A 25,120-nucleotide genomic window follows, 5' to 3' on the forward strand; every position below is an offset into this window, starting at 1 on the left:
GCAGCAAGCCAGCTGCGAGATCGCGCTGACCTCACTTCAGCGTTTCTGCGATCTGACGAAGTTTCAGGATCGCGGCTGGCGTATCAATGCCAAAGCCCAGCAGCGCCATGTCATCCACCACCAGCAGCTGATGATTTTTCCCCGCCGGAGTCAATGCGAGACCGGGCAGTTTCCACAGATTATCTTCGCCGCCCAGTGTACGGATGCCGTCCCGGGTGGCCACAATCAGCTGGGGTGCACTGGCGATCACACCTTCCTGGGATAGCGGTTGATAACGCTGAATGCCGGACATGGCATTTTGCAGACCGGCTGCACGGATGGCGGCATCGGCGGAGGTATCGCGTCCGGCCCCCATCGCTCCCATGCCCTGATGTGCCAGAATAAACAGCACGTTGACCGGCAGTGGATTTGTCGGCACGCTGGCCAGCTGCTTGCGGACGTCTGGATCTTTTCATTGATGGCTGAAATGTCTGTCTTCCCGGTCACATCCACCACTTTCACGCCATTTTGCTCAACCTGTTGCAGCGCCAGCGCCGGTTTTGCCAGCTCACTGGCGATGACCAGCGTCGGCTTCAGGGCCAGAATGCCCTCGGCGTTTAACTGGCGCATATAGCCTACGTCAGGCAGTTTTTTGACCACTTCAGGGTGCAGGCTGGTGCTGTCACGCGCCACCAGTTCCTGCTGCGCATCCAGCGCATAGATGATTTGGGTGACATCGCCACCGATACTGACGATGCGCTCAGCGGCAGCGGCGTGGAAGGCCAGCGACAGAGCAATCAGAGCGAACAAGCGTGATTTCATACGGTTGCACCTTCCGTGCTGAGTGCGGCTAACTGCTCACGCCACTGCGTTTGTTCTGGCTGGCCTTCGCTGCGTTGACCGTACAGTTGGGCAATCTGCGTGCCGTCGGCAGCAAACAGTTCCAGGCTGGTGACAATGCCGTCAGCGGTGGGCTTACGTGTGATCCAGCTCTCCGCAATCAGCTGATCCTGCAAATGCAGGGTGAAAGCCGGGTTGAAGATGTTCAGCCAGCCGTGCATGGGCATCAGCTTTTCAATCTGACCCGTAAAGATCTGCACACAGGCGCGGTTACCGACGAAAATCATAATTTCGTTGCCATCCTGACGCACTGTTTCCAGCAGCGTGGCCAGTGACTGATTGCTGACCTGCTGCGCCAGATCGTCGCTGACGGCGTGGAAGGCCTGCTGGCGTGAGGCGTTATGCTTTTTCAGCAGACGGAAGAACTGATGCACATCGGTCATCGCCCGCCATTCCGTTTCCAACGTGGCACCGTCGATCTCGTCGGCAAAGGCGGCAGGCGTAGCCGGGCTCACACTGAGTGAGGTGACGGGTTCTGCACGGTAGTCTGCGATCAGCTGCTGCCAGGCTTCAGAGTGAGTGTTCTCAGTGGCATAAACTTTCAGTACCGCATCACCGTGCTGATCGAAGAACTGAATGCTCTGACGTTCGCCGTGACCGGTCATCTCCTGCAGGTGAAAAACACTGGCCCACTGATTAACAAACACCCGCAGATCCAGTGCTCGTGGATTCAGCACGATGCCGGCATGTTCATTGATATGAATATTGCTGAAAACGCCCAAATGCTCGTGTACGGCGTATTCGTTGCGGGTAATACATTTGGTTTCACCCACGGCTTCCAGCGCGTGCAACAGTTCTCGCATCGCAGGGCGTAACGGTTGTGCCTGATGGCCGACACGCGCTGCGGTCAGTTCCGCTTCACTGATCCCCATCAACGCGGCCAGATCGCGCGCATATTTCTTAGGATGCTGTTCTTTTAATTCGCTGTATTGTTGATAGTGCGCAGTCATTGCTGTTGTCCTCACGGAGCCGCTAATAGGGAAGGGTATTCATTATCAGAATGATAATCATTATCAATGAAAGAAAGCCGCGTGCAAGCAGAAATTAACCTTCAGGTAACAGTTTGCATAAAGAAGGGCATATACCCGTCATACTTCAAGCTGCTTCAGCGTTGGATTCCTTCCATTGCCGCCTTGAAGCCGCTCGAATTATTTAGGGTATAAAAGAAAGCAGGCCCGTTAAGGGCCTGCCAAAGGTGTCAGAAGCGGCTATCGACGGCATCCGCCAGCTGTGCTAAGACGCTGGCTGTATCGTCCCATCCGAGGCAGGGGTCGGTAATTGACTGGCCATAAACCAGCGGGGTTTCTGCTGTCACTTTCTGCGTGCCTTCCTGCAGGAAGCTTTCGATCATCACACCCGCAATGGCGCGCGAGCCGTCGCGGATCTGCTGCGCTACGCTGGTGGACACCTCTTTCTGTAGGCGATGCTGCTTCAGGCAGTTCCCATGGCTGAAGTCGATCACCAGGTGCTCCGGCAGGTGGAATTCCCGCAGGTGTGCGACCGCAGCGGCAATATCCGCCGGGTGGAAGTTTGGTGCTTTGCCGCCGCGCATAATGATATGCCCGGAAGGGTTGCCGCTGGTCTGATAGATGGTCATTTGGCCGCGTTTATCCGGCGACAGGAACATATGGCTGACGCGGGCAGCACGAATAGCATCCACGGCGATGCGCGTATTGCCATCGGTGCCGTTTTTGAAACCCACCGGGCAGGAGAGTGCCGAAGCCATTTCGCGGTGGATCTGGCTCTCCGTGGTGCGCGCACCGATGGCACCCCAACTGATCAGGTCGGCAATAAACTGTCCGATCACCATATCCAGAAATTCAGTCGCCGTCGGCATTCCCAGCGTGTTGATATCCAGCAGCAGTTTACGTGCCACTGCCAGCCCATGATTGATGCGGAAACTGCCATCGAGATCCGGGTCAGAAATTAATCCCTTCCAGCCGACCACCGTGCGCGGTTTTTCAAAATAGGCGCGCATCACGATCTCCAGGCGGGATTGGTATTTATCACGCAGCACGTTCAGACGTTCCGCGTATTCCAGGGCGGCAACCGGGTCATGCAGCGAGCAGGGACCGACCACGACCAGCAGGCGTGGATCTTCACCGGAGAGAATACGGGCGATGCGTTTACGTGACGCTGTCACGTTTTCGATAATGGCAGACGTGATCGGCAGCTGCGCCTGCAGTTCTGCAGGCGTCACTAAGCTGTCGATGCGCGCGGTCCGCAGTTCATCTGTTTTGTTCATGGGGATCTCTAAAATTTTGTCTTCACAACGGCAGGAATACCGGGAAGTAATGGCGTTCACCTTAAACCAAACCGCGATGATTTCAACCGTAAAACAGCAGGGGAATTGCATTTCCGGCTCGCTGCGAGCAAGCCGGAAACGCAAAAATCAGTACATACGGCGCGTAAGACCCATGATATCGAGGATTTTGGTGGCGATCTCTTCCACCGAATAATTCGTACTGTTGAGGTAGCGAATCTGATGGGTACGGAACAGCGCTTCAACTTCGCCCACTTCCAGCCTGCACTGGCGCATTGACGCATAACGGGTGTTTTCTGCCCGCTCCTGGCGGATGGCGGCCAGGCGTTCCGGGTCAATGGTTAACCCGAACAATTTATTCTGGAAGGGTTTCAATGCCGGGGGCAGTTTCAGGTTATCCATATCATCCGCGATAAACGGATAGTTAGCCGCGCGAATGCCGAACTGCATGGCGAGATAAAGGCTGGTAGGGGTTTTACCACAGCGCGAAACGCCCAGCAGGATCACCTGCGCGTCTTCGAGACCGCGCAGTGAGATACCATCGTCATGGGCCAGCGTGTAATCAATCGCGGCAATACGCGCATCATATTTACCGAGGTTGTTGGCGGTCAGACCGTGCGTACGGTTCGCCACAGGCGCAGGGTCAACGCCTAACTCTTGCTGGAGCGGGGCGACCAGCGACTGGACAATGTCCTGGCAGAAGCCATCGCTTTGCAAAATGATCTCGCGGATCTCCGCGGAGATCACCGAAATGAACACCAGCGGACGCACACCGCTTTGCTGGTACAGCGCATTTATCTGCGCTTTCACCGCTTGAGCGCGCTGCACGTTTTCCACAAAGGGCAGGGTGACACTCTGCGTTGCCACCGGGAACTGTGACAGGACCGCATGACCTAATACTTCAGCCGTGATGGCGGTGCCATCTGAAATATAAAAAACACTACGTTCGGCGTTCACGTCCATTTTATCTCCGCTGGCGGGTATGCAGTGCAGACTAAATTAATCTGCCCTGTTAAAGCAAATCGTGATTCAGTCTACAAAACAAAATAAAAAAACCATTAACTAATGATTTGAACTTTTTATTTTTATAAAATCAGAGAAATCGCACTTTTATCATAAAATGAAATGATGTTTCTGTTCACTATTCATCTTTATCGCCCTTTCAATTAAAAACATTCTAATATGGAATCCTTTTTTGTTGCGCAAGTGGCGATGCGATTTTATTTTGTGATTATTTTCAATTTGCTGATTTATAAGGTAAATTATTATTTTATTTGTTGCGCAACGCTGTTTTATTACGCGGAGAAATCTTAAAAATAAAAAAATCATCTGCTTGAACGATTCAACACTTTATCAATCCGGCTTAACTGTGCGAGTCTCAAGAAGCATTACTGTACTCCTCATATTTTTAATTAAATCTTACAAGGATTGCTTCAATGTCCAATAAAGGCCAATTGCCGCTAGTGCTCTGGTATAACCAGCTTGGCATGAACGATGTGGATCGGGTGGGAGGCAAAAATGCCTCTCTGGGTGAAATGATTACTAACTTGTCATCGTTGGGTGTATCAGTGCCGAACGGATTTGCGACAACCTCGGAAGCGTTCAACCTGTTCCTCGACCAAAGCGGCGTCAATCAGCGTATCTATGATCTGCTGGATAAGACCGATATTGATGATGTTGATGAGTTGGCGAAGGCGGGTAAACAGATCCGTCAGTGGGTGGTAGAAACGCCGTTTACGCCAGAGCTGGAACAGGCGATACACGAGGCGTACAACCAGTTGTCAGCCGATGATGCTGATGCATCGTTTGCGGTGCGTTCTTCCGCCACCGCAGAGGATATGCCGGATGCCTCCTTTGCCGGGCAGCAGGAAACCTTCCTCAATGTGCAGGGCTATGATGCGGTGCTCATTGCCGTTAAGCATGTCTATGCCTCTCTGTTTAACGATCGTGCGATCTCGTACCGTGTGCATCAGGGATACGATCACCGTGGTGTGGCACTCTCCGCCGGGGTGCAGCGCATGGTGCGTTCTGATCTCGCCTCTGCCGGCGTGATGTTTACTATTGATACCGAGTCGGGCTTCGATCAGGTGGTATTTATTACTTCTGCGCTGGGCCTGGGTGAGATGGTGGTACAGGGTGCGGTTAACCCGGATGAGTTTTACGTGCATAAACCGACGCTGGCCGCAGGTCGCCCGTCCATTGTGCGCCGTAATATGGGTTCGAAGAAAATCCGCATGGTCTACGCAGATTCGCAGGAGCATGGCGAGCAGGTCAGGATCGAGGACGTGCCAGAAGCAGAGCGTGACCGTTTCTCCCTGACGGATAAAGAAGTGGAAGCACTGGCGGCGCAGGCCGTGCAGATTGAGAAACACTACCAGCGTCCGATGGACATTGAGTGGGCGAAGGATGGCCATACCGGCAAACTGTTTATCGTACAGGCTCGTCCGGAAACCGTCCGTTCTAACGGTTCAGTGATGGAGCGTTACACACTTCAGGGCAACGGTAAGGTGGTGGTTGAAGGCCGCGCCATCGGTCACCGTATCGGTGCCGGTGAAGTGAAAGTCATTCACGACATCAGTGAAATGAACCGCATTGAAAAAGGTGACGTACTGGTGACCGACATGACCGACCCTGACTGGGAACCGATCATGAAAAAGGCGTCTGCCATTGTCACCAATCGCGGTGGGCGTACCTGTCATGCGGCGATCATTGCCCGTGAATTGGGGATCCCGGCGGTTGTCGGGTGCGGTAATGCCACCGATATCCTGAAAGACGGTCATAAAGTGACGGTGTCATGTGCGGAAGGCGACACCGGCTATGTCTATGATGAACTGCTCGACTTCGAGGTCAAAAGTTCGCAGGTTGATGAAATGCCATCGCTGCCGCTGAAAATCATGATGAACGTGGGTAATCCCGATCGTGCATTTGATTTTGCCTGCCTGCCGAATGAAGGGGTGGGACTCGCGCGCCTGGAGTTTATTATCAACCGAATGATCGGTGTACATCCTAAGGCACTGCTGGAGTTTGACCAGCAGACGCCGGAGTTGCAGAAGCAGATCCGCACCATGATGAAAGGGTTTGACGACCCGATTGAGTTTTATATTGGCCGCCTGACCGAAGGGATTGCCACTCTGGGGGCGGCATTTGCGCCGAAACGCGTGATTGTGCGTCTTTCAGACTTCAAGACTAACGAATATGCCAATCTGGTCGGTGGCGAACGTTATGAACCTGAAGAAGAGAACCCAATGCTCGGCTTCCGTGGCGCCGGTCGCTATGTGGCGGATAGCTTCCGTGACTGCTTTGCACTGGAGTGTGCGGCGGTCAAACGTGTACGCAACGATATGGGGCTGACCAACGTAGAGATCATGGTGCCGTTTGTGCGCACCGTAGCCCAGGCGAAAGCCGTGGTGGAGGAACTGGAACGCCAGGGACTGAAGCGGGGTGAGAACGGGCTTAAGATCATCATGATGTGTGAGATCCCGTCCAATGCGCTGCTGGCTGACGAGTTCCTGCAATACTTTGACGGCTTCTCGATTGGCTCAAATGATATGACCCAACTGGCGCTGGGGCTGGACCGCGACTCCGGTGTGGTATCCGAGCTGTTTGACGAGCGTAATGATGCCGTAAAAGCGCTGTTGTCGATGGCAATCCGCGCCGCGAAGAAGCAGGGGAAATATGTCGGTATCTGCGGGCAGGGACCTTCAGACCACGAAGACTTTGCCGCCTGGCTGATGGAAGAGGGCATTGACAGTTTGTCACTGAACCCGGATACCGTGGTTCAGACGTGGCTGAGCCTGGCTGAGTTGAAGAAGTAAACGCGGGTGGTTGCGGGGGGGGGCGGGCCCGACCCCTACGATTAACCAGATATCCTTAGAGGCGTGGCATACCGCGTCCGGGATCGATGCAAGGGATAACCGCGCTGCGGTTATCCTTTTTTTATGCCGAATTTCAGACAAAAAAAAGCCCATCACAGGGGATGGGCAAAGACTACACACAGCAATTCTTTACTCAGGGAAATAACATTGTTCAGAAACCAGTGGGGTGATTTCAAACTTGATATCCATACTATGCAACCGCGTTTATGGCGTCTTTAAGAATCATCTTATTAGTTTAAAACTCATAATATTTCCCGGTGCAGGTGGCGGTTTTTAACGCAAATTGATGTGCAAAATATCAGCAATTTGGTGATGCAAGGGTTGGAAAGCGTGAAAAGTGGGATTTAGTGATAAATTCCATTAATGAAAATCAGGATTTATGATGCGGAAATATTCCATGCGCTAATGTTTGCAGTCAGCGAACTGACTGCAAACGAAGGGGGGATTATGCTTTTGGCTGGTGCGCTTCTGCTTCAATTTCGGCGAGTTCTTCAACCACTGCCAGCGGGTCTTCTTCCGGTGCCGGTGACTCATGTACCCAGACAGAAACCAGGCGGTAAGAGACGGCCAACACGACCGGGCCAATGAACAGACCAATCATACCAAAGGCAATCAGGCCACCAATCACGCCTGACAGAATCAGGATCATCGGTAAGTCAGCACCCATACGAATCAGCATGGGCCGCAGCACGTTGTCCAGAGTACCCACCACACAGCTCCAGACCAGCAGGACTGTGCCCCAGGTGGTGTCTCCGCTCCAGTAAAGCCAGATGATAGCGGGTACCAGCACAATCAACGGACCGAGCTGAACCAGGCAAGAGAGAATCATCAGTACCGTCAGTATGGTGGCATAAGGAATACCGGAGATTGCCAGTCCAATTCCTCCCAGAACACCCTGAACTAACGCGGTGACGACAACGCCGAGGGCGACCGCTCGAATAGCCTGACCAGCCAACAAGACGGCAGCATCCCCGCGACGAGACGCCAGACGGAAGGCGAAATGACGGATACCGTGCCCCACCTGCTCACCGCGCCAGAACAGCAGCACGGCAAAGAGCAACATCAGACCGAGATGCATCATAAAGCGGCCAAAGTGGCCCGCCTGAGCAAAGAAGAACCCGGTAGTGCGGCCAATATAAGGCTGTACCTGCGTAATCAATGCTGACCCGCCGCCGGCTAGCAGATTGTGATAAGCCGAATAGAGCTTTCTGCCAACGAGAGGAATGCTGCGCAGCCAATGCAGATCCGGCATTTGCAGATGGCCCGAACTGAGCCACGAAAGCAGCGGAGGGACGTTTTCAATCAGGCTGTTAACCAGTACGGCAACAGGAATAATAAAAACCAGAATCAACAACAGCGTCATGACCAGCACCGCCAGCCCGCGGCGACCCCACAGCAAACCCTGAATTTTGATCATTAATGGCCAGGTGGCAATCACCACCATGCTGGCCCAGGCAAACCCCATAATAAACGGCTGAACCACCCAAAAACACGCGACAATCGTCAGGCTGATAAACAGCAGTGAAAACACGATTTGCGGTAAGTCCCAACCTTTTTGCGCGTTCTTCATCGATTAACAATGACCTCAAGTAAAATGCGATTTGTCTCTTAAAATCAGCGCAGGCGCATCGGTTACGCTAACCCTGACGTTTAAATCATGATGTATGAAACGATTTAGCGACAGAAACAACAGGTTATTCTTTTGCTTCGTTTTTTGAAATAACGGCAGGTCATAAAAAAATGTGATAAAACGGATAACTGCGCTATTTGAGCAACGCAAACGATTCACATAACTTTTTGGTCACCCGATAATGATCCCACAGATTTCCCAGGCACCGGGTCTTGTTCCGTTGGTGCTGAGTTTTTTGGATGCCTTAAAACAGGATGGTTTTACTGGCGACACAGCGACAAGCTATGCCGACCGTCTGATTATGTCCACTGACAACAGTATCTATCAACTGTTGCCCGATGCGGTTATTTTTCCCCGATCCACGGCTGATGTGGCACTGATTGCACGCCTTGCGGCAGACAGTCGCTTCGATTCCCTGACCTTTGCGCCACGCGGTGGCGGCACCGGCACCAACGGGCAGTCACTCAATCAGGGTATTGTGGTGGATATGTCGCGCCATATGAAGCGCATTCTGGATATCAATGTCGAAGAGGGGTGGGTAAAAGTTGAAGCGGGCGTCATAAAAGATCAGCTCAATGATTACCTGAAACCTTTTGGCTACTTTTTCTCCCCGGAACTGTCCACCAGTAACCGCGCCACACTTGGCGGCATGATTAACACGGATGCCTCAGGCCAGGGATCGCTGGTGTACGGCAAAACTTCCGATCATGTGCTGGGCCTGAAAGCGGTCCTGCTGGGGGGAGAGGTGCTGGATACGTATGCGATGCCCGTCAGCGAAGCGGAAATACGCGCGCAGGCACCCGGTGCGGAAGGTAATATCTATCGTGTGGTGCTGGACCGCTGCCGTGAGCAGCGTGACGTAATCATCGACAAATTCCCTAAACTTAACCGTTTTCTCACCGGTTACGACCTGCGTCATGTGTTGAGTGACGATCTGCAACAGCTGGATCTGACGCGCATTTTATGTGGCGCTGAAGGCACGCTGGCGTTTATCGCCGAAGCCACCCTGGATATCACTCCGATCCCAAAAGTGCGCCGGCTGGTTAACATTAAATACGACTCCTTTGACTCTGCGCTGCGCAATGCGCCATTTATGGTGGAGGCCAAAGCGCTGTCGGTCGAAACCGTTGATTCTAAGGTGCTGAACCTTGCCCGTGAAGACATTGTCTGGCACTCCGTCAGTGAACTGATTACGGATATTCCTGACAAAGAGATGCTTGGCCTGAATATGGTGGAGTTTGCTGGCAACGATAAATCCCTGATCGACAGCCAGGTGGAATCGCTGTGCCAGCGACTTGAAACGTTAATGTCACTGCGCGAGGGCGGGGTCATTGGCTATCAGCTCTGTGATGACGTTTCCGGTATTGAGCGTATCTACGGGATGCGCAAAAAAGCCGTGGGGCTGTTGGGGAATGCCAAAGGGCGTGCCAAGCCGATTCCGTTTGTTGAAGACACTTGCGTGCCGCCGCAGAACCTCGCTGACTATATTGTCGATTTCCGTGCACTGCTCGATGGGCATAACCTCAGTTATGGCATGTTTGGCCATGTGGATGCCGGGGTGCTGCACGTGCGCCCTGCGCTGGATATGTGCGACCCGCAGCAGGAGATGCTGATGAAACAGATCTCTGATGAAGTCGTGGCCCTGACAGCGCGTTATGGCGGCCTGCTGTGGGGGGAGCACGGGAAAGGATTCCGCGCGGAGTACAGTCCGGCGTTCTTTGGCGAGGTGCTGTATAACGAATTGCGCCGCATTAAAGCCGCCTTCGACCCTGCCAACCGTCTGAATCCGGGTAAAATCTGTGCACCGCTGGGCGTCGACGACCCGATGCTCAAAGTCGATGCAGTGAAACGTGGCACGTACGATCGCCAGATCCCGGTTAACGTTCGGACTGACTGGCGTGGCGCGATGGAGTGTAACGGCAACGGCTTATGCTTTAACTTTGATGTGAAAAGCCCGATGTGCCCGTCAATGAAGATCACCAGCAACCGCATGCATTCACCGAAAGGGCGTGCCACGCTGACGCGCGAATGGCTGCGTTTGCTGGCCGAGCAGGGCGTAGATCCACTGGTGCTTGAGCAGCAACTGCCGTCAAAAGGAATCAGTCTGCGCGGTATGATCCAGCGGACCCGCAACAGCTGGCAGGCCAAACGCGGGCAGTATGATTTTTCCCACGAGGTGAAAGACGCGATGTCAGGCTGCCTGGCCTGTAAAGCGTGTTCAACCCAATGTCCGATCAAAATCGATGTTCCTGGTTTCCGCTCACGCTTTTTACAGCTCTATCACACGCGCTACCTGCGTCCGGCCAGTGACTATCTGGTCGCAACGGTGGAGAGCTATGCGCCGCTGATGGCAAAAGCGCCAAAGGCCTTTAACTTCTTTTTACGTCAGCCGTGGGTCAAATCGCTCAGCAAGCGCCATATAGGTATGGTCGACCTGCCGCTCTTATCGTCACCGACGCTGAAGCAGCAGCTGGCCGGTCATCGGGCATCGGGCACGACGCTGGAAGATCTCGAACAGATGAGTGCTGAACAGCGTGCGCGGACTGTGCTGGTGGTTCAGGACCCGTTTACCAGCTATTACGAAGCACAGCTGGTGGCCGACTTTGTGCAACTGATTGAAAAGTTGGGCTTCACTGCTGTGGTACTGCCGTTCTCGCCGAACGGCAAAGCGCAGCATATTAAGGGCTTCCTGCAACAGTTTGCGCGTACCGCACAGAAAACTGCTGATTTCCTCAATCGTGTGGCGCAGTTGAAGATGCCGCTGGTGGGTGTCGATCCGGCGCTGGTGCTCTGCTACCGCGATGAGTACAAGCAGGTACTGGGTGATAAACGGGGGGATTTCCATGTGCAGTTAGTCCATGAATGGCTGCATACTGCGCTGGCGACGCGTGATGCCCAGCCCGCAGCAGAAGGTGAATCCTGGTATCTGTTTGGCCACTGCACCGAGGTCACTGCGCTGCCCGGCTCGATTAAACAGTGGGAAACGATCTTTGCCCGCTTTGGTGCCAGGCTGGAAAATGTCAGCGTGGGTTGCTGCGGCATGGCCGGGACTTACGGGCATGAAGCAAAAAACCTGGAAAACTCGCTCGGGATTTATGCGCTCTCCTGGCAAAATGCCCTGCAAAAACTGCCGCGTCAGCGCTGTCTGTCGACCGGCTATTCCTGCCGCAGTCAGGTGAAACGTATTGAAGGTAGCGGTATACGCCATCCTCTGCAGGCATTACTGGAGATCCTGTAATGGCAATCTGGCAGCGTGAAGCCACGCTTGAGCAGTTAAATCTGCGCAGTCAAAACACGATGGTGGACCATATTGGCATCCGTTTTACGGTGCTGGCGGAGGACCGAATTGAAGCGGTGATGCCGGTTGATCAGCGTACGCGCCAGCCGTTTGGTCTGCTGCACGGCGGAGCATCGGTGGTGCTGGCGGAGACACTAGGCTCAATGGCTGGGTATCTCTGCACCGAGGGTGAACAGCAGGTGGTTGGGCTGGAGATCAACGCCAATCATCTGCGGGCCGCACGGGAAGGCGAGGTCCGTGGTGTGTGCCGTTCTGTGCATCTCGGACGGCGTCATCAGGTGTGGCAAATAGAAATTTTCGACAACAATAATCGCTTGTGCTGTACGTCCCGCCTCACAACTGCTGTGATTTGACCGATAACCCCGCTTAATGCGGGGTTTTTCGCATCACTGGCACGCGGTATAATACTCTGAAGATTACATTATCCACGACGCGTGCTTAACGAATTCGCTTTGCAACACGGTCGCTTTATCCCATTCGCCATTCATTGCCAGCTGATGACAGAGGCGACTCAGGGAGTGGCGTGCCAGTTGCCAGGCTTGCATCCGGAACAGGCGTTCGCGGTCGGTGTTGCTCAGCTCAACAACCAGTCGTTGATGGAGTTTTCCCAGCGCGTGAAGATAGCTTTGATCGTCGCCATTCAGCTGGCAGAGTTCGGCCATGTCGAGGCAGGTATCATTGAACTTACGCAGTTGTTCAATGGAACAGTCGGGCCGGTTTAACTTAGCCTGCGCCATGTAAAAGTCGACGGTGATATCACGTACGGAAAACGTGTACTCATCAATTTTATGTTGCAGCCACGCACTCATCGACAGATTCATTACGGGTTCCAGTCGCGCTAATGATAATCATTATCATATTATAACTGCGATATTATTCAATCGTAACGTGGGAATTTTTATTGATATACCTCACCTGTCAGAAAAATCGGTGATAACGATAACCGCGTCACGGTGAATAACGAGAATGAGTTAGAGAAAGTATTCGGTTTAGATAACAAAATATAAACATCTTATTTTCAAACGCTTATCTTTTGAGACGATGCGTCTTTCAGGCAAAGCGCAATCTTTTTTACAGGGTCTAAACTTAGTCAAGAGTTCCCTAAAAGCACCTTTTGTCCTTTATCCCTGCAAAACAAGAGGTTGAAGTGATTCTGGTAATCACTAACATAGGGGCACTAGCCCGAAGGGCTATCGTATCGCGAGGTAAATTATGCAATCAGCAAATCCTGCCACTTTTTCTCCGGATGAGTACATCTGGAAAGGGCTGACGCTTACTGACAGCGCAGCAAAGCAAATCATCAATCTGGCCGCAGGTGACCCTGAGATTAAGGGCCTGAAGCTGGGTGTCAAAACCTCTGGCTGTGCCGGATTTGGTTACACCATGGATATGGCGAAAGAATCGGCGGCGGATGATTTGGTGTTCAGCCATAACGGTGCGTTGTTATTCGTGCCCCTGCAGGCGATGCCCTATATCGACGGTACGGAAGTGGATTTCGTGCGCGAAGGCCTGAACCAGATTTTCAAATTTAATAACCCTAAAGCTCAACACGCCTGCGGCTGTGGTGAGAGCTTTGGCGTTGAGTGAACCCTATGTCTCGTAATACTGAAGCATCTGACGATGTACAGGTTTGGGAAGGCAGCCCTCAGAACTACAAAGAAGGCTTCTTTACCCAACTGCAAACCGAAGAGTTTGAACACGGCATCAATGAAGATGTGGTGCGCGCAATCTCGGCTAAACGTAACGAACCTGAGTGGATGCTGGAATTCCGCCTGAAGGCCTTCGCTGCATGGCTTGAAATGGAAGAGCCTCACTGGCTGAAAGCCAACTACAAAAAGCTGGATTATCAGGATTACAGCTACTATTCCGCGCCGTCCTGCGGCAACTGTGATGACAGCTGTGCCTCTGAGCCAGGTGCCACACAGGCTTCAGGAACCGATGCGCCCAACTATCTGACCCAGGAAGTGGAAGACGCCTTTAAACAGTTAGGCGTACCGGTACGTGAAGGCCAGGAAGTGGCCGTAGATGCGATCTTTGACTCCGTCTCCGTATCGACCACCTATCGCGATAAGCTGGCGAAAGAGGGCATTATCTTCTGTTCGTTCGGTGAAGCCATCCACGAGCACCCGGAGCTGGTTCAACAGTATCTGGGCACCGTTGTTCCGGCAAATGACAACTTCTTCGCCGCGCTGAACTCAGCGGTGGCCTCTGACGGGACTTTCGTTTACATCCCGAAAGGGGTGCGCTGCCCGATGGAGCTGTCGACGTATTTCCGTATTAACGCGGCGAAAACCGGCCAGTTTGAACGCACCATTCTGATTGCCGATGAAGGCAGTTACGTGAGCTACATCGAAGGCTGTTCAGCGCCGGTCCGTGACACCTACCAGCTGCATGCGGCGGTGGTGGAAGTGATCATCCACAAAGATGCGGAAGTGAAATACTCCACGGTGCAAAACTGGTTCTCCGGTGGCGACTCCGAGGGCGGTATCCTTAACTTCGTCACCAAGCGTGCACTGTGTGAAGGGGCGAACAGTAAGATGTCCTGGACGCAGTCGGAAACCGGTTCTGCAATCACCTGGAAATACCCGAGTGTGATCCTGCGCGGTGATAACTCGATTGGTGAGTTCTTCTCTGTCGCGCTGACCAGCGGACGCCAGCAGGCTGATACCGGCACCAAGATGATCCACATTGGTAAAAACACCAAGTCAACCATCATCTCTAAAGGTATCTCTGCTGGCACCAGCCAGAATACCTATCGCGGCCTGGTGAAAATCATGCCAACCGCCACCAATGCGCGTAACTTTACCCAGTGTGACTCGATGCTGATTGGTGCGGAATGCGGTGCACACACTTTCCCGTATGTGGAAGTGCGTAATAACACCGCACAGTTAGAGCATGAGGCCACCACATCACGTATTGGTGAAGACCAGCTGTTCTACTGCCTGCAACGCGGGATCAGCGAAGACGATGCGATTTCTATGATTGTTAACGGTTTCTGCAAGGATGTCTTCTCAGAGCTGCCGCTGGAATTTGCAGTGGAAGCGCAGAAACTGTTGGCCATCAGCCTCGAACACAGCGTGGGCTAACCTACGCACAGCATTGATATGGTGCCGGAAAGCACTACGAAGGAAACCTTATGTTAAGCATTAAAGATTTACAGGTCAGCGTTGAAGACAAAGCTATCCTGCGTGGATTGAATCTTGAAATCAAACCGGGCGAAGTTCACGCCATCATGGGGCCAAACGGCTCAGGGAAAAGTACCCTTTCTGCCACTCTGGCAGGGCGTGAAGATTATGAAGTCACCGGCGGCTCCGTGGAGTTTAAAGGTAAAGACCTGCTGGAACTGGCCCCGGAAGATCGTGCCGGTGAAGGCATCTTTATGGCTTTCCAGTACCCGGTTGAGATCCCTGGCGTCAGTAACCAGTTCTTCCTGCAAACCTCGGTTAACGCGGTGCGCAAATACCGTGAACAGGAAGCGCTGGACCGTTTTGATTTCCAGGACTTCATTGAAGATAAGATTCAGCTGCTGAAAATGCCTGAGGATCTGTTGACCCGCTCCGTCAACGTTGGTTTTTCCGGCGGTGAAAAAAAGCGTAATGATATTCTGCAGATGGCGGCGCTTGAGCCGGATCTGTGCATCCTGGATGAGACGGACTCCGGTCTGGACATCGATGCCCTGAAAATCGTGGCAAACGGGGTTAACAACCTGCGTGATGGCAAACGTTCATTCATCATCGTCACGCACTACCAGCGTATTCTTGACTACATCCAGCCGGACTTCGTCCATGTGCTGTATCAGGGCAAAATTGTGAAATCAGGTGATTTCTCACTGGTTAAACAGTTGGAGGAGCAAGGCTATGGCTGGCTTACCGACCAAGAGTGATAACGCGCTGCAACAGTGGCATCACCTGTTTGAAACGCGTGGTGAAAGCCGTTCGTTGCAGGCTCAGCAACACTGGCAGCAGCTGCTGCGCTTAGGCCTGCCTACGCGTAAGCAGGAAAATTGGAAATATACGCCGCTGGACCAGCTGCTGGGCCATCAGTTTGTGCTGCCTCAGCCTGCTGAACTAAATACAGACGCTATCGACGACGTGGCACTGGCGATTGATGCTGTGCGCCTGGTGTTTGTTGATGGACGTTTTGCACCGGCCCTGAGTGACAGTGAGTATGACCTGTTCGCCATTCAGGTGACTCAGGCCGCGGAACGTCGCGAGTTGAGTGCGCCAATTCAGCCCGAAGTGTTCCTGCATCTGACAGAAAGCCTGGCAGAGGAAGTGACGACCATTCAGTTGGCACGTGGTAAAGCAGCAGTACGTCCCCTTTACCTGCTTCATATCAGCAGCGGCAGTGCGGCAGGCGAGATGAACACCTCTCACTATCGTCACCATCTGGTGCTGGAAGAAGCGGCGGAAGCGACGGTGATTGAGCATTACGTCACGCTTAACGCCTCAACGCACTTTACCGGTGCGCGTTTCACCGCCGATGTGGGCAATAACGCGCAGCTGACGCACTACAACCTCTGCTTCGAAGATCAGAGCAGCTATCACTTCTCACATAACGACCTGATGCTGGGCCGTGATGTGCGCGTGCAGAGCCACAGCTTCCTGCTGGGGGCGGGTCTGACCCGTCACAACACCAGCAGCAAACTGGAAGGCGAGGGCAGCGACCTGGTGATCAACAGCCTGATGCTGCCGCTGGACAAAGAAGTGTGTGACAGCCGCACCTATCTTGAGCACAACAAAGGCCATTGCCAGAGCCGTCAGCTGCATAAAACCATTGTGCGTGACCGTGCCCGTGCGGTGTTTAATGGTCATATTAAAGTGGCCAAGTATGCGCTGAAAACTGACGGTCAGATGAGTAACAACAACCTGTTACTGGGACGTCTGGCAGAAGTGGATACCAAACCGCAGCTGGAAATCTACGCTGATGACGTGAAATGCGGTCATGGTGCGACGATCGGTCGTATTGACGAAGAGCAGATGTTCTATCTGCGTTCTCGTGGGATCGACGAAGCCGCCGCACAGCGCATGATTATCTATGCGTTTGCCGCTGAATTAACCGAAGCCATTTCTGATGAAACGCTGAAAGAAGCCGTGATGCAGCGCATCGCGCAGCGTTTCCCTGGAGGCCTGCAATGAGTTTTGACCTGGCCCGCGTTCGGGCGGAGTTTCCGCTGCTGGCGCGCGAGGTCAACGGGCAACCGCTGGCCTATCTCGACAGTGCGGCCAGTGCGCAAAAGCCGCAGGCAGTCATTGACGCAGAAAGCCGCTTTTATGAACATGGCTATGCCGCCGTGCACCGGGGTATTCACACGCTGAGTGCGGAAGCCACCACGGAAATGGAAAATGTGCGCACTCAGGCCGCACAGTTCCTCAATGCGGCTTCAGCGGAAGAGATCGTCTTCGTTAAAGGCACCACAGAAGCGATCAATCTGGTCGCTAACAGCTGGGGCGGCAGCCAGTTGCAGCCGGGCGACAACATCATCATTACGGAGATGGAGCACCACGCGAATATCGTGCCGTGGCAGATGGTGGCACAGCGCACCGGCGCTGAAGTGCGCTTTATCCCACTGACTGCTAACGGTGAGCTGGATATCGCTCAGTTACCTGTATTGATGGACAGCCGTACCCGCCTGCTGGCGGTGACGCAGGTCTCTAACGTGCTGGGAACTGAAAATCCGGTGAAAGCGCTGGTCGCGCAGGCGAAAGCCGCAGGCGTGGTTACGTTGATCGACGGTGCGCAGGCCGTGATGCATCACCAGGTCGACGTCCAGGATCTGGACTGCGATTTTTATGTTTTCTCCGGGCACAAACTTTATGGCCCGACCGGCATTGGCATCCTGTATGGCCGTAAGGCACTGCTGGATCAGATGCCGCCGTGGGAAGGGGGCGGGGCGATGATTGCTACCGTCAGCCTGACCAAAGGCACCACCTTTGCTGCGGCTCCATGGCGCTTCGAAGCGGGGTCACCGAATACCGGGGCGATTATCGGTCTGGGCGCTGCCATCAAGTGGGTCAGCGATCTGGGGCTGGATGTGATTGCCGAACGTGAACAGCAACTGATGCGCTATGCACTGGATAAACTGGCCGCAGTGCCGGATCTGGTGATTTATGGCCCGCAGCAGCGCGCTGGCGTGATTGCGTTCAACCTGGGTAAGCACCATGCTTTTGATGTTGGCAGCTTCCTGGACCAGTATGGCATCGCGATACGTACCGGTCATCACTGTGCCATGCCGTTAATGCAGCATTACGAGGTACCTGCCATGTGTCGTGCCTCGTTTGTTCTGTATAATAGCGAAGAAGAAGTGGACCGACTGGCCGCCGGTTTGACACGTATTCACCGTTTGCTGGGTTAAGTTTCAACCCGCACCGACCCGCAGGGGGGAGGCATGCCTCGCCCTTTCGTTTTTAAGTGAGGAAGCAATGGCAACTCTGCCAGATAAAGACAAGCTGGTACGTAACTTCAATCGTTGCGCTAACCAGGAAGAGAAGTATCTGTACATCATTGAGCTGGGTGCGCGCCTGTCGGGCGAGGCGGAAACCCTCCAGCAGCCGGAAAACATCATTCCGGGCTGTCAGAGTCAGGTGTGGATTGTCGTCGACACCGATGAAACAGGCTGTGTTCGCCTGCAGGGCGACAGCGATGCCGCGCTGGTGAAAGGGTTGATTGCCATTGTCTTCGCGCTGTACCAAAAGATGACGCCGCAGGAAATCGTCGATTTCGATGTCCGCCCCTGGTTTGCCGACCTTTCACTGACGCAACAATTAACGCCGTCCCGTTCTCAGGGACTGGAAGCAATGATTCGTGCCATTCGTAAGAAAGCGCTGATTCTTACTCAGCCTTGAATTGCTACACTTCTCGGTAAGCACCCCGCCAGGCTACAGTGGGGTGTTTACACATCCAGATACCGGTTACGGGGGGATTTATCGTCCGCCATAAGCGAGTCAGGTTGTGTATCTATCCATTCATAACCGAGAAATGCGCATGAAACTTTTTTACCGCTTTGCCGGGATCTCTGTTCTTACCTTTCTTGCCGGGATGCACGCCGTTAGCGCAACCGAGTATCCGCTTCCTCCCGACAACAGCCGCCTGATTGGTGAGAACACCACTTTTGTCGTGCCCAATGACGGGCAGCCGCTGGAGTCCGTGGCAGCCAAATACAAAGTGGGCCTGCTGGGCCTGCTGGAAGCCAATCCCGGTACCGACCCCTGGTTGCCCAAAGCGGGTTCACAGCTGACCATTCCAACGCAGATGCTACTTCCTGATACGAAACGTGAAGGGATCGTTGTCAACGTGGCTGAACTGCGCCTCTACTACTATCCCAAAGATGAAAACAAAGTGATCGTCTATCCCATCGGTATTGGTCAACTGGGGGCGAATACCCCGGCAATGGTCACCAGCATCAGCCAGAAAATCCCCAATCCAACCTGGACACCCACTCCTAATATTCGTAAGCGCTACGCGGCTGAAGGTAAGACGCTGCCGGTAACCGTACCCGCAGGGCCGGATAACCCAATGGGGCTGTTTGCGCTGCGTCTGGCTTACGGTAAGCAGCACTATCTGATCCATGGTACTAACGCTGATTTTGGTATTGGCATGCGCGTCAGTTCAGGGTGCATCCGTTTGCGTCCGGACGATATCGAAGCACTGTTTAACAGCGTTCCTAAAGGCACGCGCGTGCAGATCATCAATCAGCCAGTGAAATACGCGGTTGAACCGGACGGTAAGCGTTATCTGGAAGTGCATCAGCCGTTATCGCATAGCGAAAAGGACGACCCACAAACCATGCCGATTGCACTGACGGTGGCTGCTAAGAAGTTCATCAACAGTGATGCCAGCGATCGGGTAGTCATCAAAGCGGCGATTGAACGCAGAGCAGGGATGCCAGTGCTGGTCAACGAGGGTGAGAAAGTCGATGGTAACCGTGAGTTGCCTGTTAACGATGATAAACTCGTTTACAGGGCGTTTTAGACGGGGTTGGACGCATGGTGGAAGACTCCGGATAACAGGCAAAAAAAATGGCGCACAATGTGCGCCATTTCATTACCAGAACTCTTACTTACGGTAAGAGTGAGCCTGGTTGTCCAGACGCTGGTTAGCACGAGCTGCGTCATCTTTAGCAGCCTGAACGTCAGAACGGATTGCGTTCACGTCGTTGCTCAGCTGGTCAACTTTAGCGTTCAGAGTCTGCACGTCGGTAGACAGCTGATCGATTTTAGCGTTGCTTGAGCAACCAGCCAGCATAGTTGAAGCCAGGATTACCGCGCCCAGTACCAGTTTAGTACGATTCATTATTAATACCCTCTAGATTAAGTTAATCTCCATGTAGCGTTACAAGTATTACACAAAGTATTTTCTAATGAGAATAATTTTTTGATGAGAAAGTGCTTAAACTTGATCGTTCGCTCAAAGAAGCATCTTATTTCTGATATTTTACAAAAAACGAAGCGAAAACAGGCGATTTTAATCGGAGGGAACGTCGTTTCTTCGGTAATTAAATCGTTAATTTCGATTGGACGCTTTGTGAAACGTCTTACGCAAGTTGTAAAAAAAGCGCCACTGAGGGCGCTTTTTAAATGCAAGGCGTAATTTTTAATTACAGAACGTGCACTGATGCAGTATTGGTCGTTCCACTTGGTACCAATGCACCAGAAACCATGACCACTACATCGCCTTTCTGCGCGTAGCCGCTGGCTTCTGCCGCTTCTTTACCCAGACGGTAGAAATCGTCAGTTGAGGCGATTTCTTTCACCACGGAAGTGATGATGCCTTTACTGAGCAACAGCTGACGTGAAGTCTGCTCGTTTGTCGTCAGGGCGAGGATCGTTGCATTCGGGAAGTATTTACGAATGGACTTCGCAGACTTGCCGCCTTCAGTGGCAACCACAATCAGTGGCGATTCCAGTTTCTCAGCCGTTTCTACCGCTCCACGACAGACTGCTTCAGTGATACGCATTTTGCGGTTGTCGTGCTGGGAGTCGATGCGGCTTTTCATCACGCGGTCGGTACGTTCGCAGATGGTGGCCATAATGGTGACAGACTCCAGCGGGTATTTCCCTTTGGCGCTTTCACCAGACAGCATCACAGCATCAGTGCCGTCGAGAATGGCGTTGGCAACGTCACCGGCTTCCGCACGGGTAGGGCGCGGGTTTTTGATCATCGAATCGAGCATCTGAGTGGCGGTGATCACCACTTTACGTGCACGGTTACACTTCTTGATCATCATCTTCTGAGCGAAGATCACTTCTTCAACCGGGATCTCAACGCCGAGATCACCACGAGCGACCATGATACCGTCAGAGGCATCAAGGATTTCGTCGAAGTTGTTCAGGCCTTCCTGGTTTTCAATTTTGGAGATGATCTGGATATGCTCGCCGCCGTGTGCTTTCAGATGCTCACGGATTTCGATCACGTCTGAACGCTTACGAATGAACGAGGCAGCAACGAAGTCGACGCCTTGCTCACAGCCAAAGATCAGGTCCAGCTTGTCTTTTTCAGCCAGCGCAGGCAACTGAATGGAAACGCCCGGCAGGTTAACGCCTTTGTTCTCGCCCAGGTCACCGTTGTTCAGCACTTTACATACCACGGTGCTTTCAGTGACTTCGATAACTTCCATACCGATCAAACCGTCATCCACCAGTACGGTGTTACCGATTTTCAGGTCAGAAGCGAAACCAGCGTAAGTCACCGCGACGGTATCGGCGTTACCGATGATGGTCTGGTCGGTGGTGAAGGTGAAGGTCTGGCCCGCTTTCAGGGAGGCATCGTTACCGCCTTCCAGCTTCATCGTACGGATTTCAGGACCTTTAGTGTCCAGCAGAATGGCAGCCTGGTGACCGCTTTTGCTCATGACGGAGCGCAGGTTAGTAATACGCTGGCCATGTTCTTCATAATTCCCGTGGGAAAAGTTCAGACGCATCACGTTCATACCGGCATCAAGCAGGTTAGTCAGCATCTCTTCAGATTCGGTTTTTGGGCCGATAGTACATACGATTTTAGTCTTTTTCATGACGATTTATCTATTAAGTTGTGATGGATGATTAAAAAATTTGCGTTATGAAAACGTCGATACTGAGTAAGGATAGGTGACAGAATTAAAGCATGCAGGGTAAGTTGAGACGTGGTTTCGGCGCAGGCGCAGCAGGACGTTGCGCAACAGGTACTCGTTATAAATTGAGGGGCAACCATACGCTGAAACCATTCAAGTGAAACAACGTTCCGTATTATAGTCGCTAAGTGTTCGAAAACCAATTAAAAAGCGTGAAATAGCATGCAGGAATGATGCGCATCAAATTCGTTGCGCAAACCAGCACTAAGTAAGGTTAATCTGAAAGTCTGGTTGAGGGCAAAAAAAGGGGATGTGGTACGTTTCGTGGAACAGGGCAAAGACTTTTGAGTAGGGTAACACGGGTAGGGTGATGCTTCGGAAAGGAATTTGGTGCGTCTGAATGGACTCGAACCATCGACCCCCACCATGTCAAGGTGGTGCTCTAACCAACTGAGCTACAGACGCATAATTTGCTTCGTCTTTCATACTACTGCTTTGTTGGCTGCTTTCGTTCACCCCAGTCACATACTGATGTATGCTCCTGCGGATTCACTCAATTGCCGCCGCGCATTAGCACGAAATACTCGCCACTTGTTATTCGCTCATCTTTCTTTGGAAGAAAGATGGTGCGTCTGAATGGACTCGAACCATCGACCCCCACCATGTCAAGGTGGTGCTCTAACCAACTGAGCTACAGACGCAAATTGTTGTCGTGGTGACAACGGGGACGAATATTAACGACACCCCGAACGCCTGGCAAGGAGAAAAAAGGATTTTTGCGTCTGATTGCTGCGCAACTGTGCGAAGCGCAGCAATTTTAATCATTTTCCCCGGGTTTATCAGAAAATTAACGCGCTGCACGCGTGAGAATCATCTCCGCAGGCTGACGTTGCAGACGGCGCATCCGCCAAATCATCATGACGGCAGAGGAGGTCAGTCCAATGATAAAGCCGGTCCAGAATCCTGAAGGGCCCATTGCCGGGACCACCCAGTCGGTCATCGCCAGCACGTAACCGCTCGGCAGGCCGAGGATCCAATAGGCGACGAAGGTAATAAAGAAGATTGAACGAGTGTCTTTATAGCCACGCAGGATGCCGCTGCCGATCACCTGAATGGAGTCAGAGAATTGATACACCGCCGCCAGGAACATCAGCTGTGCTGCCAGCGTAATCACCTCAGGGTTATCGGTATACAGCAGGGCGATCTCTTCGCGGAACGTCACGGTGAACAGCGCGGTGAGACAAGCCATACAGATGCCCACGCCCTGTGCTGTCCATGCGGCGACCTTTGCCTGCTCAACCGAACCCTGACCCAGCCGGAAGCCTACGCGGATGGTGGTAGCGACCCCCAACGACAAAGGCAGGACGAACATCAGTGAACTGAAGTTAGCGCCAGCGCAACCGGCAGACCAAGCCCAGTCAGACGGCGTAATGCTTTCCAGTCTGGCGGACTGAAACGTCCCTCAACACGGATATCGCGCATTGATTTGGCTCGATTCACCCAGGCCTTCATCGCGATAAACATCACCCAGTAGACCGATGCGGTTGCCACGCCGCAGCCAATACCGCCCAGTGCAGGCATGCCAAAGTGACCGTAGATAAAGACGTAGTTAACCGGGATATTCACCAGCAGCCCGAGGAACCCCATGACCATGCCGGGTTTCGTTTTGGATAAACCTTCACACTGATTACGGGCGACCTGGAAAAACAGATAACCGGGAGCGCCCCACAGCAAGGCGTGCAGGTATCCCACGGCCTTTCTGGATAATTCCGGGTCAACATTGTGCATGGCGCCAATCAGGTATCCGGCGTTATACAACACCACCATAATCAGCACAGAGACCATCGCTGCCAGCCAGTAGGCCTGGCGAACCTGATGCGCAATGCGCTCACGTCGGCCAGAACCATTAAGCTGAGCCACCACCGGCGTCAGCGCCAGGATCAAACCGTGACCAAAAAGAATGGAAGGTAACCAGATTGAGGTTCCTACTGCAACGGCGGCCATATCCGTGGCGCTAACGGCACCGGCCATCACTGTATCAACAAAGCCCATGGAGGTTTGCGCAACCTGCGCAAGGATCACCGGGATAGCAAGGGCTAATAACTGACGCGCCTCTAAGAGGTACTTCTGCACACATACACCTTTTTAATTTTTCCGCTATGTTTCGCGACGTTTTACTGCGACGTGAAATCCATTGGGGAGTTGAATGATGAAAGACACTGCTGAAGAAATAAACGGCATTTGCGATGATGCCAGCAGGGCAGGCGTTCCATTCTAGTGTCAGCGGTGGAAATAGCCAATCTTCTGATAAAAGAATCGCTCTTTATGTCACGCAATTAAACGGGACTTTATTTGGTTTTGTGGCGATGCCAGGGCAAACTAACTGGAGCGAAAACACATTGATTGAGGCAACAGCTATGTTTACCGGTATTGTGCAGGGCACCGCGGAGGTGCTGGACATTGACGAAAAACCTAATTTTCGTACCCATGTGATCAGAATGCCGGAGGCATTATTGCCCGGGCTGGAACTGGGTGCGTCCGTTTCCCATAATGGTTGTTGCCTGACGGTGACCGAAGTCGATGGCGACCGCGTTAGCTTTGATCTGGTAAAAGAAACGCTGCGTATTACCAATCTGGGCGATCTGAAAGTCGGTGATACCGTTAACGTTGAGCGTGCAGCAAAATTCAGTGATGAAATTGGCGGTCATTTGATGTCAGGTCATATTATGACCACGGCAGAGATCAGCAAAATACTCACCTCGGAAAACAATCGCGAAATCTGGTTTAAACCGCAGGATGCCAGTCAGATGAAATATATCCTGCATAAAGGATTTGTTGGCATTGACGGTATCAGCCTGACGGTAGGAGAGGTGACGCGCACAAAATTCTGTGTTCATCTGATCCCCGAGACACTGATGCGCACCACCTTAGGCAGCAAACGTCTGGGGCATCGTGTGAATATTGAGATCGACCCGCATACGCAGGCGATTGTGGAAACCGTTGAGCGTGTTCTGGCTCAGCGTGAAGCGGCATTACTGGCTGCCGCAGTCAGCGAACAACAGGCTGAGAGCCCGGAAGCGTAATGCGATAAAAAAGGGCGACATGACGTCGCCCCTGCTAAACAGAG

18 protein-coding genes, 2 tRNA genes, 1 other RNA gene and 2 pseudogenes are annotated in these 25,120 nt (G+C 52.9%); 11 read left to right on the forward strand and 12 right to left on the reverse strand.

The features are described from left to right. Window positions 1-31 precede the first annotated feature (31 nt). From WH277_RS16455 to ppsR, 4 genes and pseudogenes are all read right to left on the reverse strand, one after another. A pseudogene (locus WH277_RS16455) lies at window positions 32-801 on the reverse strand (heme/hemin ABC transporter substrate-binding protein). Continuing rightward, window positions 798-1,829 carry a hemin-degrading factor gene (locus tag WH277_RS16460; RefSeq protein ID WP_133845296.1) on the reverse strand — a complete coding sequence of 344 codons (1,032 nt, stop codon included), beginning with the start codon at window positions 1,827-1,829 and terminating at the stop codon, window positions 798-800. The pseudogene WH277_RS16455 and the gene WH277_RS16460 overlap by 4 nt, the downstream one beginning before the upstream one ends. 248 nt (window positions 1,830-2,077) lie before the next feature. Continuing rightward, window positions 2,078-3,124: a 3-deoxy-7-phosphoheptulonate synthase gene (locus tag WH277_RS16465; protein WP_133845295.1), complete on the reverse strand. Its 1,047-nt coding sequence runs from the start codon at window positions 3,122-3,124 to the stop codon at window positions 2,078-2,080. Window positions 3,125-3,271: 147 nt separating this feature from the next. Continuing rightward, window positions 3,272-4,105, reverse strand: a complete 834-nt coding sequence (gene ppsR / locus WH277_RS16470) for a posphoenolpyruvate synthetase regulatory kinase/phosphorylase PpsR (protein WP_167864599.1) — start codon at window positions 4,103-4,105, stop codon at window positions 3,272-3,274. A 473-nt stretch (window positions 4,106-4,578) separates the two neighbouring features. On the opposite strand from ppsR, the gene ppsA reads away from it, so the two are divergent. Beyond that, window positions 4,579-6,957 carry a phosphoenolpyruvate synthase gene (gene ppsA / locus WH277_RS16475; protein WP_133845291.1) on the forward strand — a complete coding sequence of 793 codons (2,379 nt, stop codon included), beginning with the start codon at window positions 4,579-4,581 and terminating at the stop codon, window positions 6,955-6,957. Between the two features lie 137 nt (window positions 6,958-7,094). On the opposite strand, the gene rprA is transcribed toward ppsA, so the two are convergent. Together rprA and ydiK are read right to left on the reverse strand one after the other, a co-directional pair. Continuing rightward, an RNA gene (rprA, locus tag WH277_RS16480) (antisense sRNA RprA) lies at window positions 7,095-7,198 on the reverse strand. A gap of 264 nt (window positions 7,199-7,462) precedes the next feature. After that, window positions 7,463-8,587 carry an AI-2E family transporter YdiK gene (ydiK, locus tag WH277_RS16485; RefSeq protein ID WP_339505970.1) on the reverse strand — a complete coding sequence of 375 codons (1,125 nt, stop codon included), beginning with the start codon at window positions 8,585-8,587 and terminating at the stop codon, window positions 7,463-7,465. 241 nt (window positions 8,588-8,828) lie between these two features. On the opposite strand from ydiK, the gene ydiJ reads away from it, so the two are divergent. Continuing rightward, window positions 8,829-11,885, forward strand: coding sequence for a D-2-hydroxyglutarate dehydrogenase YdiJ (gene ydiJ, locus WH277_RS16490; RefSeq protein ID WP_339505971.1), 3,057 nt, complete (start codon window positions 8,829-8,831; stop codon window positions 11,883-11,885). Continuing rightward, on the forward strand, window positions 11,885-12,298 hold the full coding sequence (locus WH277_RS16495) for a hotdog fold thioesterase (RefSeq protein ID WP_133845285.1): 414 nt from the start codon (window positions 11,885-11,887) through the stop codon (window positions 12,296-12,298). Before ydiJ ends, WH277_RS16495 begins: the two co-directional genes overlap by 1 nt. A gap of 63 nt (window positions 12,299-12,361) precedes the next feature. Here WH277_RS16495 and WH277_RS16500 read toward each other — a convergent pair whose 3' ends face one another. Next, window positions 12,362-12,766 carry a hypothetical protein gene (locus WH277_RS16500; RefSeq protein ID WP_133845283.1) on the reverse strand — a complete coding sequence of 135 codons (405 nt, stop codon included), beginning with the start codon at window positions 12,764-12,766 and terminating at the stop codon, window positions 12,362-12,364. 391 nt (window positions 12,767-13,157) lie between these two features. Here WH277_RS16500 and sufA point away from each other — a divergent pair, with 391 nt between their 5' ends. From sufA to WH277_RS16535, 7 genes are all read left to right on the forward strand, one after another. Beyond that, the gene (gene sufA / locus WH277_RS16505) at window positions 13,158-13,532 is read left to right on the forward strand and encodes a Fe-S cluster assembly scaffold SufA (RefSeq protein WP_133845281.1); all 375 of its coding nucleotides are present in this window, start codon (window positions 13,158-13,160) and stop codon (window positions 13,530-13,532) included. A gap of 5 nt (window positions 13,533-13,537) precedes the next feature. Beyond that, on the forward strand, window positions 13,538-15,031 hold the full coding sequence (gene sufB / locus WH277_RS16510; protein WP_133845279.1) for a Fe-S cluster assembly protein SufB: 1,494 nt from the start codon (window positions 13,538-13,540) through the stop codon (window positions 15,029-15,031). A gap of 50 nt (window positions 15,032-15,081) precedes the next feature. Then, window positions 15,082-15,828 carry a Fe-S cluster assembly ATPase SufC gene (gene sufC, locus WH277_RS16515; RefSeq protein WP_133845278.1) on the forward strand — a complete coding sequence of 249 codons (747 nt, stop codon included), beginning with the start codon at window positions 15,082-15,084 and terminating at the stop codon, window positions 15,826-15,828. Further along, window positions 15,803-17,083, forward strand: coding sequence for a Fe-S cluster assembly protein SufD (gene sufD / locus WH277_RS16520; RefSeq protein WP_339505972.1), 1,281 nt, complete (start codon window positions 15,803-15,805; stop codon window positions 17,081-17,083). Before sufC ends, sufD begins: the two co-directional genes overlap by 26 nt. Next, window positions 17,080-18,300 (forward strand): cysteine desulfurase SufS, encoded by a 1,221-nt coding sequence (sufS, locus tag WH277_RS16525; RefSeq protein ID WP_133845274.1) that lies wholly within the window; start codon window positions 17,080-17,082, stop codon window positions 18,298-18,300. The genes sufD and sufS overlap by 4 nt, the downstream gene beginning before the upstream one ends. A 67-nt stretch (window positions 18,301-18,367) precedes the next feature. Continuing rightward, a complete protein-coding gene (gene sufE, locus WH277_RS16530) occupies window positions 18,368-18,790 on the forward strand; it encodes a cysteine desulfuration protein SufE (protein WP_133845272.1) in 423 nt (140 codons plus the stop codon). A gap of 139 nt (window positions 18,791-18,929) precedes the next feature. Beyond that, window positions 18,930-19,916 carry a L,D-transpeptidase family protein gene (locus tag WH277_RS16535; RefSeq protein WP_339505973.1) on the forward strand — a complete coding sequence of 329 codons (987 nt, stop codon included), beginning with the start codon at window positions 18,930-18,932 and terminating at the stop codon, window positions 19,914-19,916. A gap of 84 nt (window positions 19,917-20,000) precedes the next feature. Here WH277_RS16535 and WH277_RS16540 read toward each other — a convergent pair whose 3' ends face one another. The 5 genes and pseudogenes from WH277_RS16540 to WH277_RS16560 form a co-directional block, all read right to left on the reverse strand. After that, the gene (locus WH277_RS16540; protein WP_034895178.1) at window positions 20,001-20,237 is read right to left on the reverse strand and encodes a major outer membrane lipoprotein; all 237 of its coding nucleotides are present in this window, start codon (window positions 20,235-20,237) and stop codon (window positions 20,001-20,003) included. A 304-nt stretch (window positions 20,238-20,541) separates the two neighbouring features. Continuing rightward, entirely contained in the window at window positions 20,542-21,954 is a 1,413-nt protein-coding gene (gene pykF / locus WH277_RS16545; protein WP_159337214.1) for a pyruvate kinase PykF, read from the reverse strand. A gap of 427 nt (window positions 21,955-22,381) precedes the next feature. Further along, a tRNA-Val gene (locus tag WH277_RS16550) sits at window positions 22,382-22,458 on the reverse strand. Between the two features lie 159 nt (window positions 22,459-22,617). After that, window positions 22,618-22,694: transfer RNA gene (locus tag WH277_RS16555), tRNA-Val, on the reverse strand. Between the two features lie 146 nt (window positions 22,695-22,840). After that, window positions 22,841-24,126, reverse strand: a pseudogene (locus WH277_RS16560) (MATE family efflux transporter). 284 nt (window positions 24,127-24,410) lie between these two features. Here WH277_RS16560 and WH277_RS16565 point away from each other — a divergent pair. Next, the gene (locus tag WH277_RS16565) at window positions 24,411-25,076 is read left to right on the forward strand and encodes a riboflavin synthase subunit alpha (protein ID WP_133845265.1); all 666 of its coding nucleotides are present in this window, start codon (window positions 24,411-24,413) and stop codon (window positions 25,074-25,076) included. Window positions 25,077-25,120: the final 44 nt, after the last annotated feature.

Source organism: Erwinia sp. MYb416 (genome assembly GCF_037479575.1).
Lineage (GTDB): Bacteria > Pseudomonadota > Gammaproteobacteria > Enterobacterales > Enterobacteriaceae > Erwinia > Erwinia rhapontici.

What these genes read in the sequence shown, in the direction of transcription:
- WH277_RS16460 (WP_133845296.1), bottom strand. Translation starts at nt 1,829, where the DNA reads ATGACTGCGCACTATCAACAATACAGCGAATTAAAAGAACAGCATCCT.
- WH277_RS16465 (WP_133845295.1), bottom strand. Translation starts at nt 3,124, where the DNA reads ATGAACAAAACAGATGAACTGCGGACCGCGCGCATCGACAGCTTAGTG.
- ppsR (WP_167864599.1), bottom strand. Translation starts at nt 4,105, where the DNA reads ATGGACGTGAACGCCGAACGTAGTGTTTTTTATATTTCAGATGGCACC.
- ppsA (WP_133845291.1), top strand. Translation starts at nt 4,579, where the DNA reads ATGTCCAATAAAGGCCAATTGCCGCTAGTGCTCTGGTATAACCAGCTT.
- ydiK (WP_339505970.1), bottom strand. Translation starts at nt 8,587, where the DNA reads ATGAAGAACGCGCAAAAAGGTTGGGACTTACCGCAAATCGTGTTTTCA.
- ydiJ (WP_339505971.1), top strand. Translation starts at nt 8,829, where the DNA reads ATGATCCCACAGATTTCCCAGGCACCGGGTCTTGTTCCGTTGGTGCTG.
- WH277_RS16495 (WP_133845285.1), top strand. Translation starts at nt 11,885, where the DNA reads ATGGCAATCTGGCAGCGTGAAGCCACGCTTGAGCAGTTAAATCTGCGC.
- WH277_RS16500 (WP_133845283.1), bottom strand. Translation starts at nt 12,766, where the DNA reads ATGAATCTGTCGATGAGTGCGTGGCTGCAACATAAAATTGATGAGTAC.
- sufA (WP_133845281.1), top strand. Translation starts at nt 13,158, where the DNA reads ATGCAATCAGCAAATCCTGCCACTTTTTCTCCGGATGAGTACATCTGG.
- sufB (WP_133845279.1), top strand. Translation starts at nt 13,538, where the DNA reads ATGTCTCGTAATACTGAAGCATCTGACGATGTACAGGTTTGGGAAGGC.
- sufC (WP_133845278.1), top strand. Translation starts at nt 15,082, where the DNA reads ATGTTAAGCATTAAAGATTTACAGGTCAGCGTTGAAGACAAAGCTATC.
- sufD (WP_339505972.1), top strand. Translation starts at nt 15,803, where the DNA reads ATGGCTGGCTTACCGACCAAGAGTGATAACGCGCTGCAACAGTGGCAT.
- sufS (WP_133845274.1), top strand. Translation starts at nt 17,080, where the DNA reads ATGAGTTTTGACCTGGCCCGCGTTCGGGCGGAGTTTCCGCTGCTGGCG.
- sufE (WP_133845272.1), top strand. Translation starts at nt 18,368, where the DNA reads ATGGCAACTCTGCCAGATAAAGACAAGCTGGTACGTAACTTCAATCGT.
- WH277_RS16535 (WP_339505973.1), top strand. Translation starts at nt 18,930, where the DNA reads ATGAAACTTTTTTACCGCTTTGCCGGGATCTCTGTTCTTACCTTTCTT.
- WH277_RS16540 (WP_034895178.1), bottom strand. Translation starts at nt 20,237, where the DNA reads ATGAATCGTACTAAACTGGTACTGGGCGCGGTAATCCTGGCTTCAACT.
- pykF (WP_159337214.1), bottom strand. Translation starts at nt 21,954, where the DNA reads ATGAAAAAGACTAAAATCGTATGTACTATCGGCCCAAAAACCGAATCT.
- WH277_RS16565 (WP_133845265.1), top strand. Translation starts at nt 24,411, where the DNA reads ATGTTTACCGGTATTGTGCAGGGCACCGCGGAGGTGCTGGACATTGAC.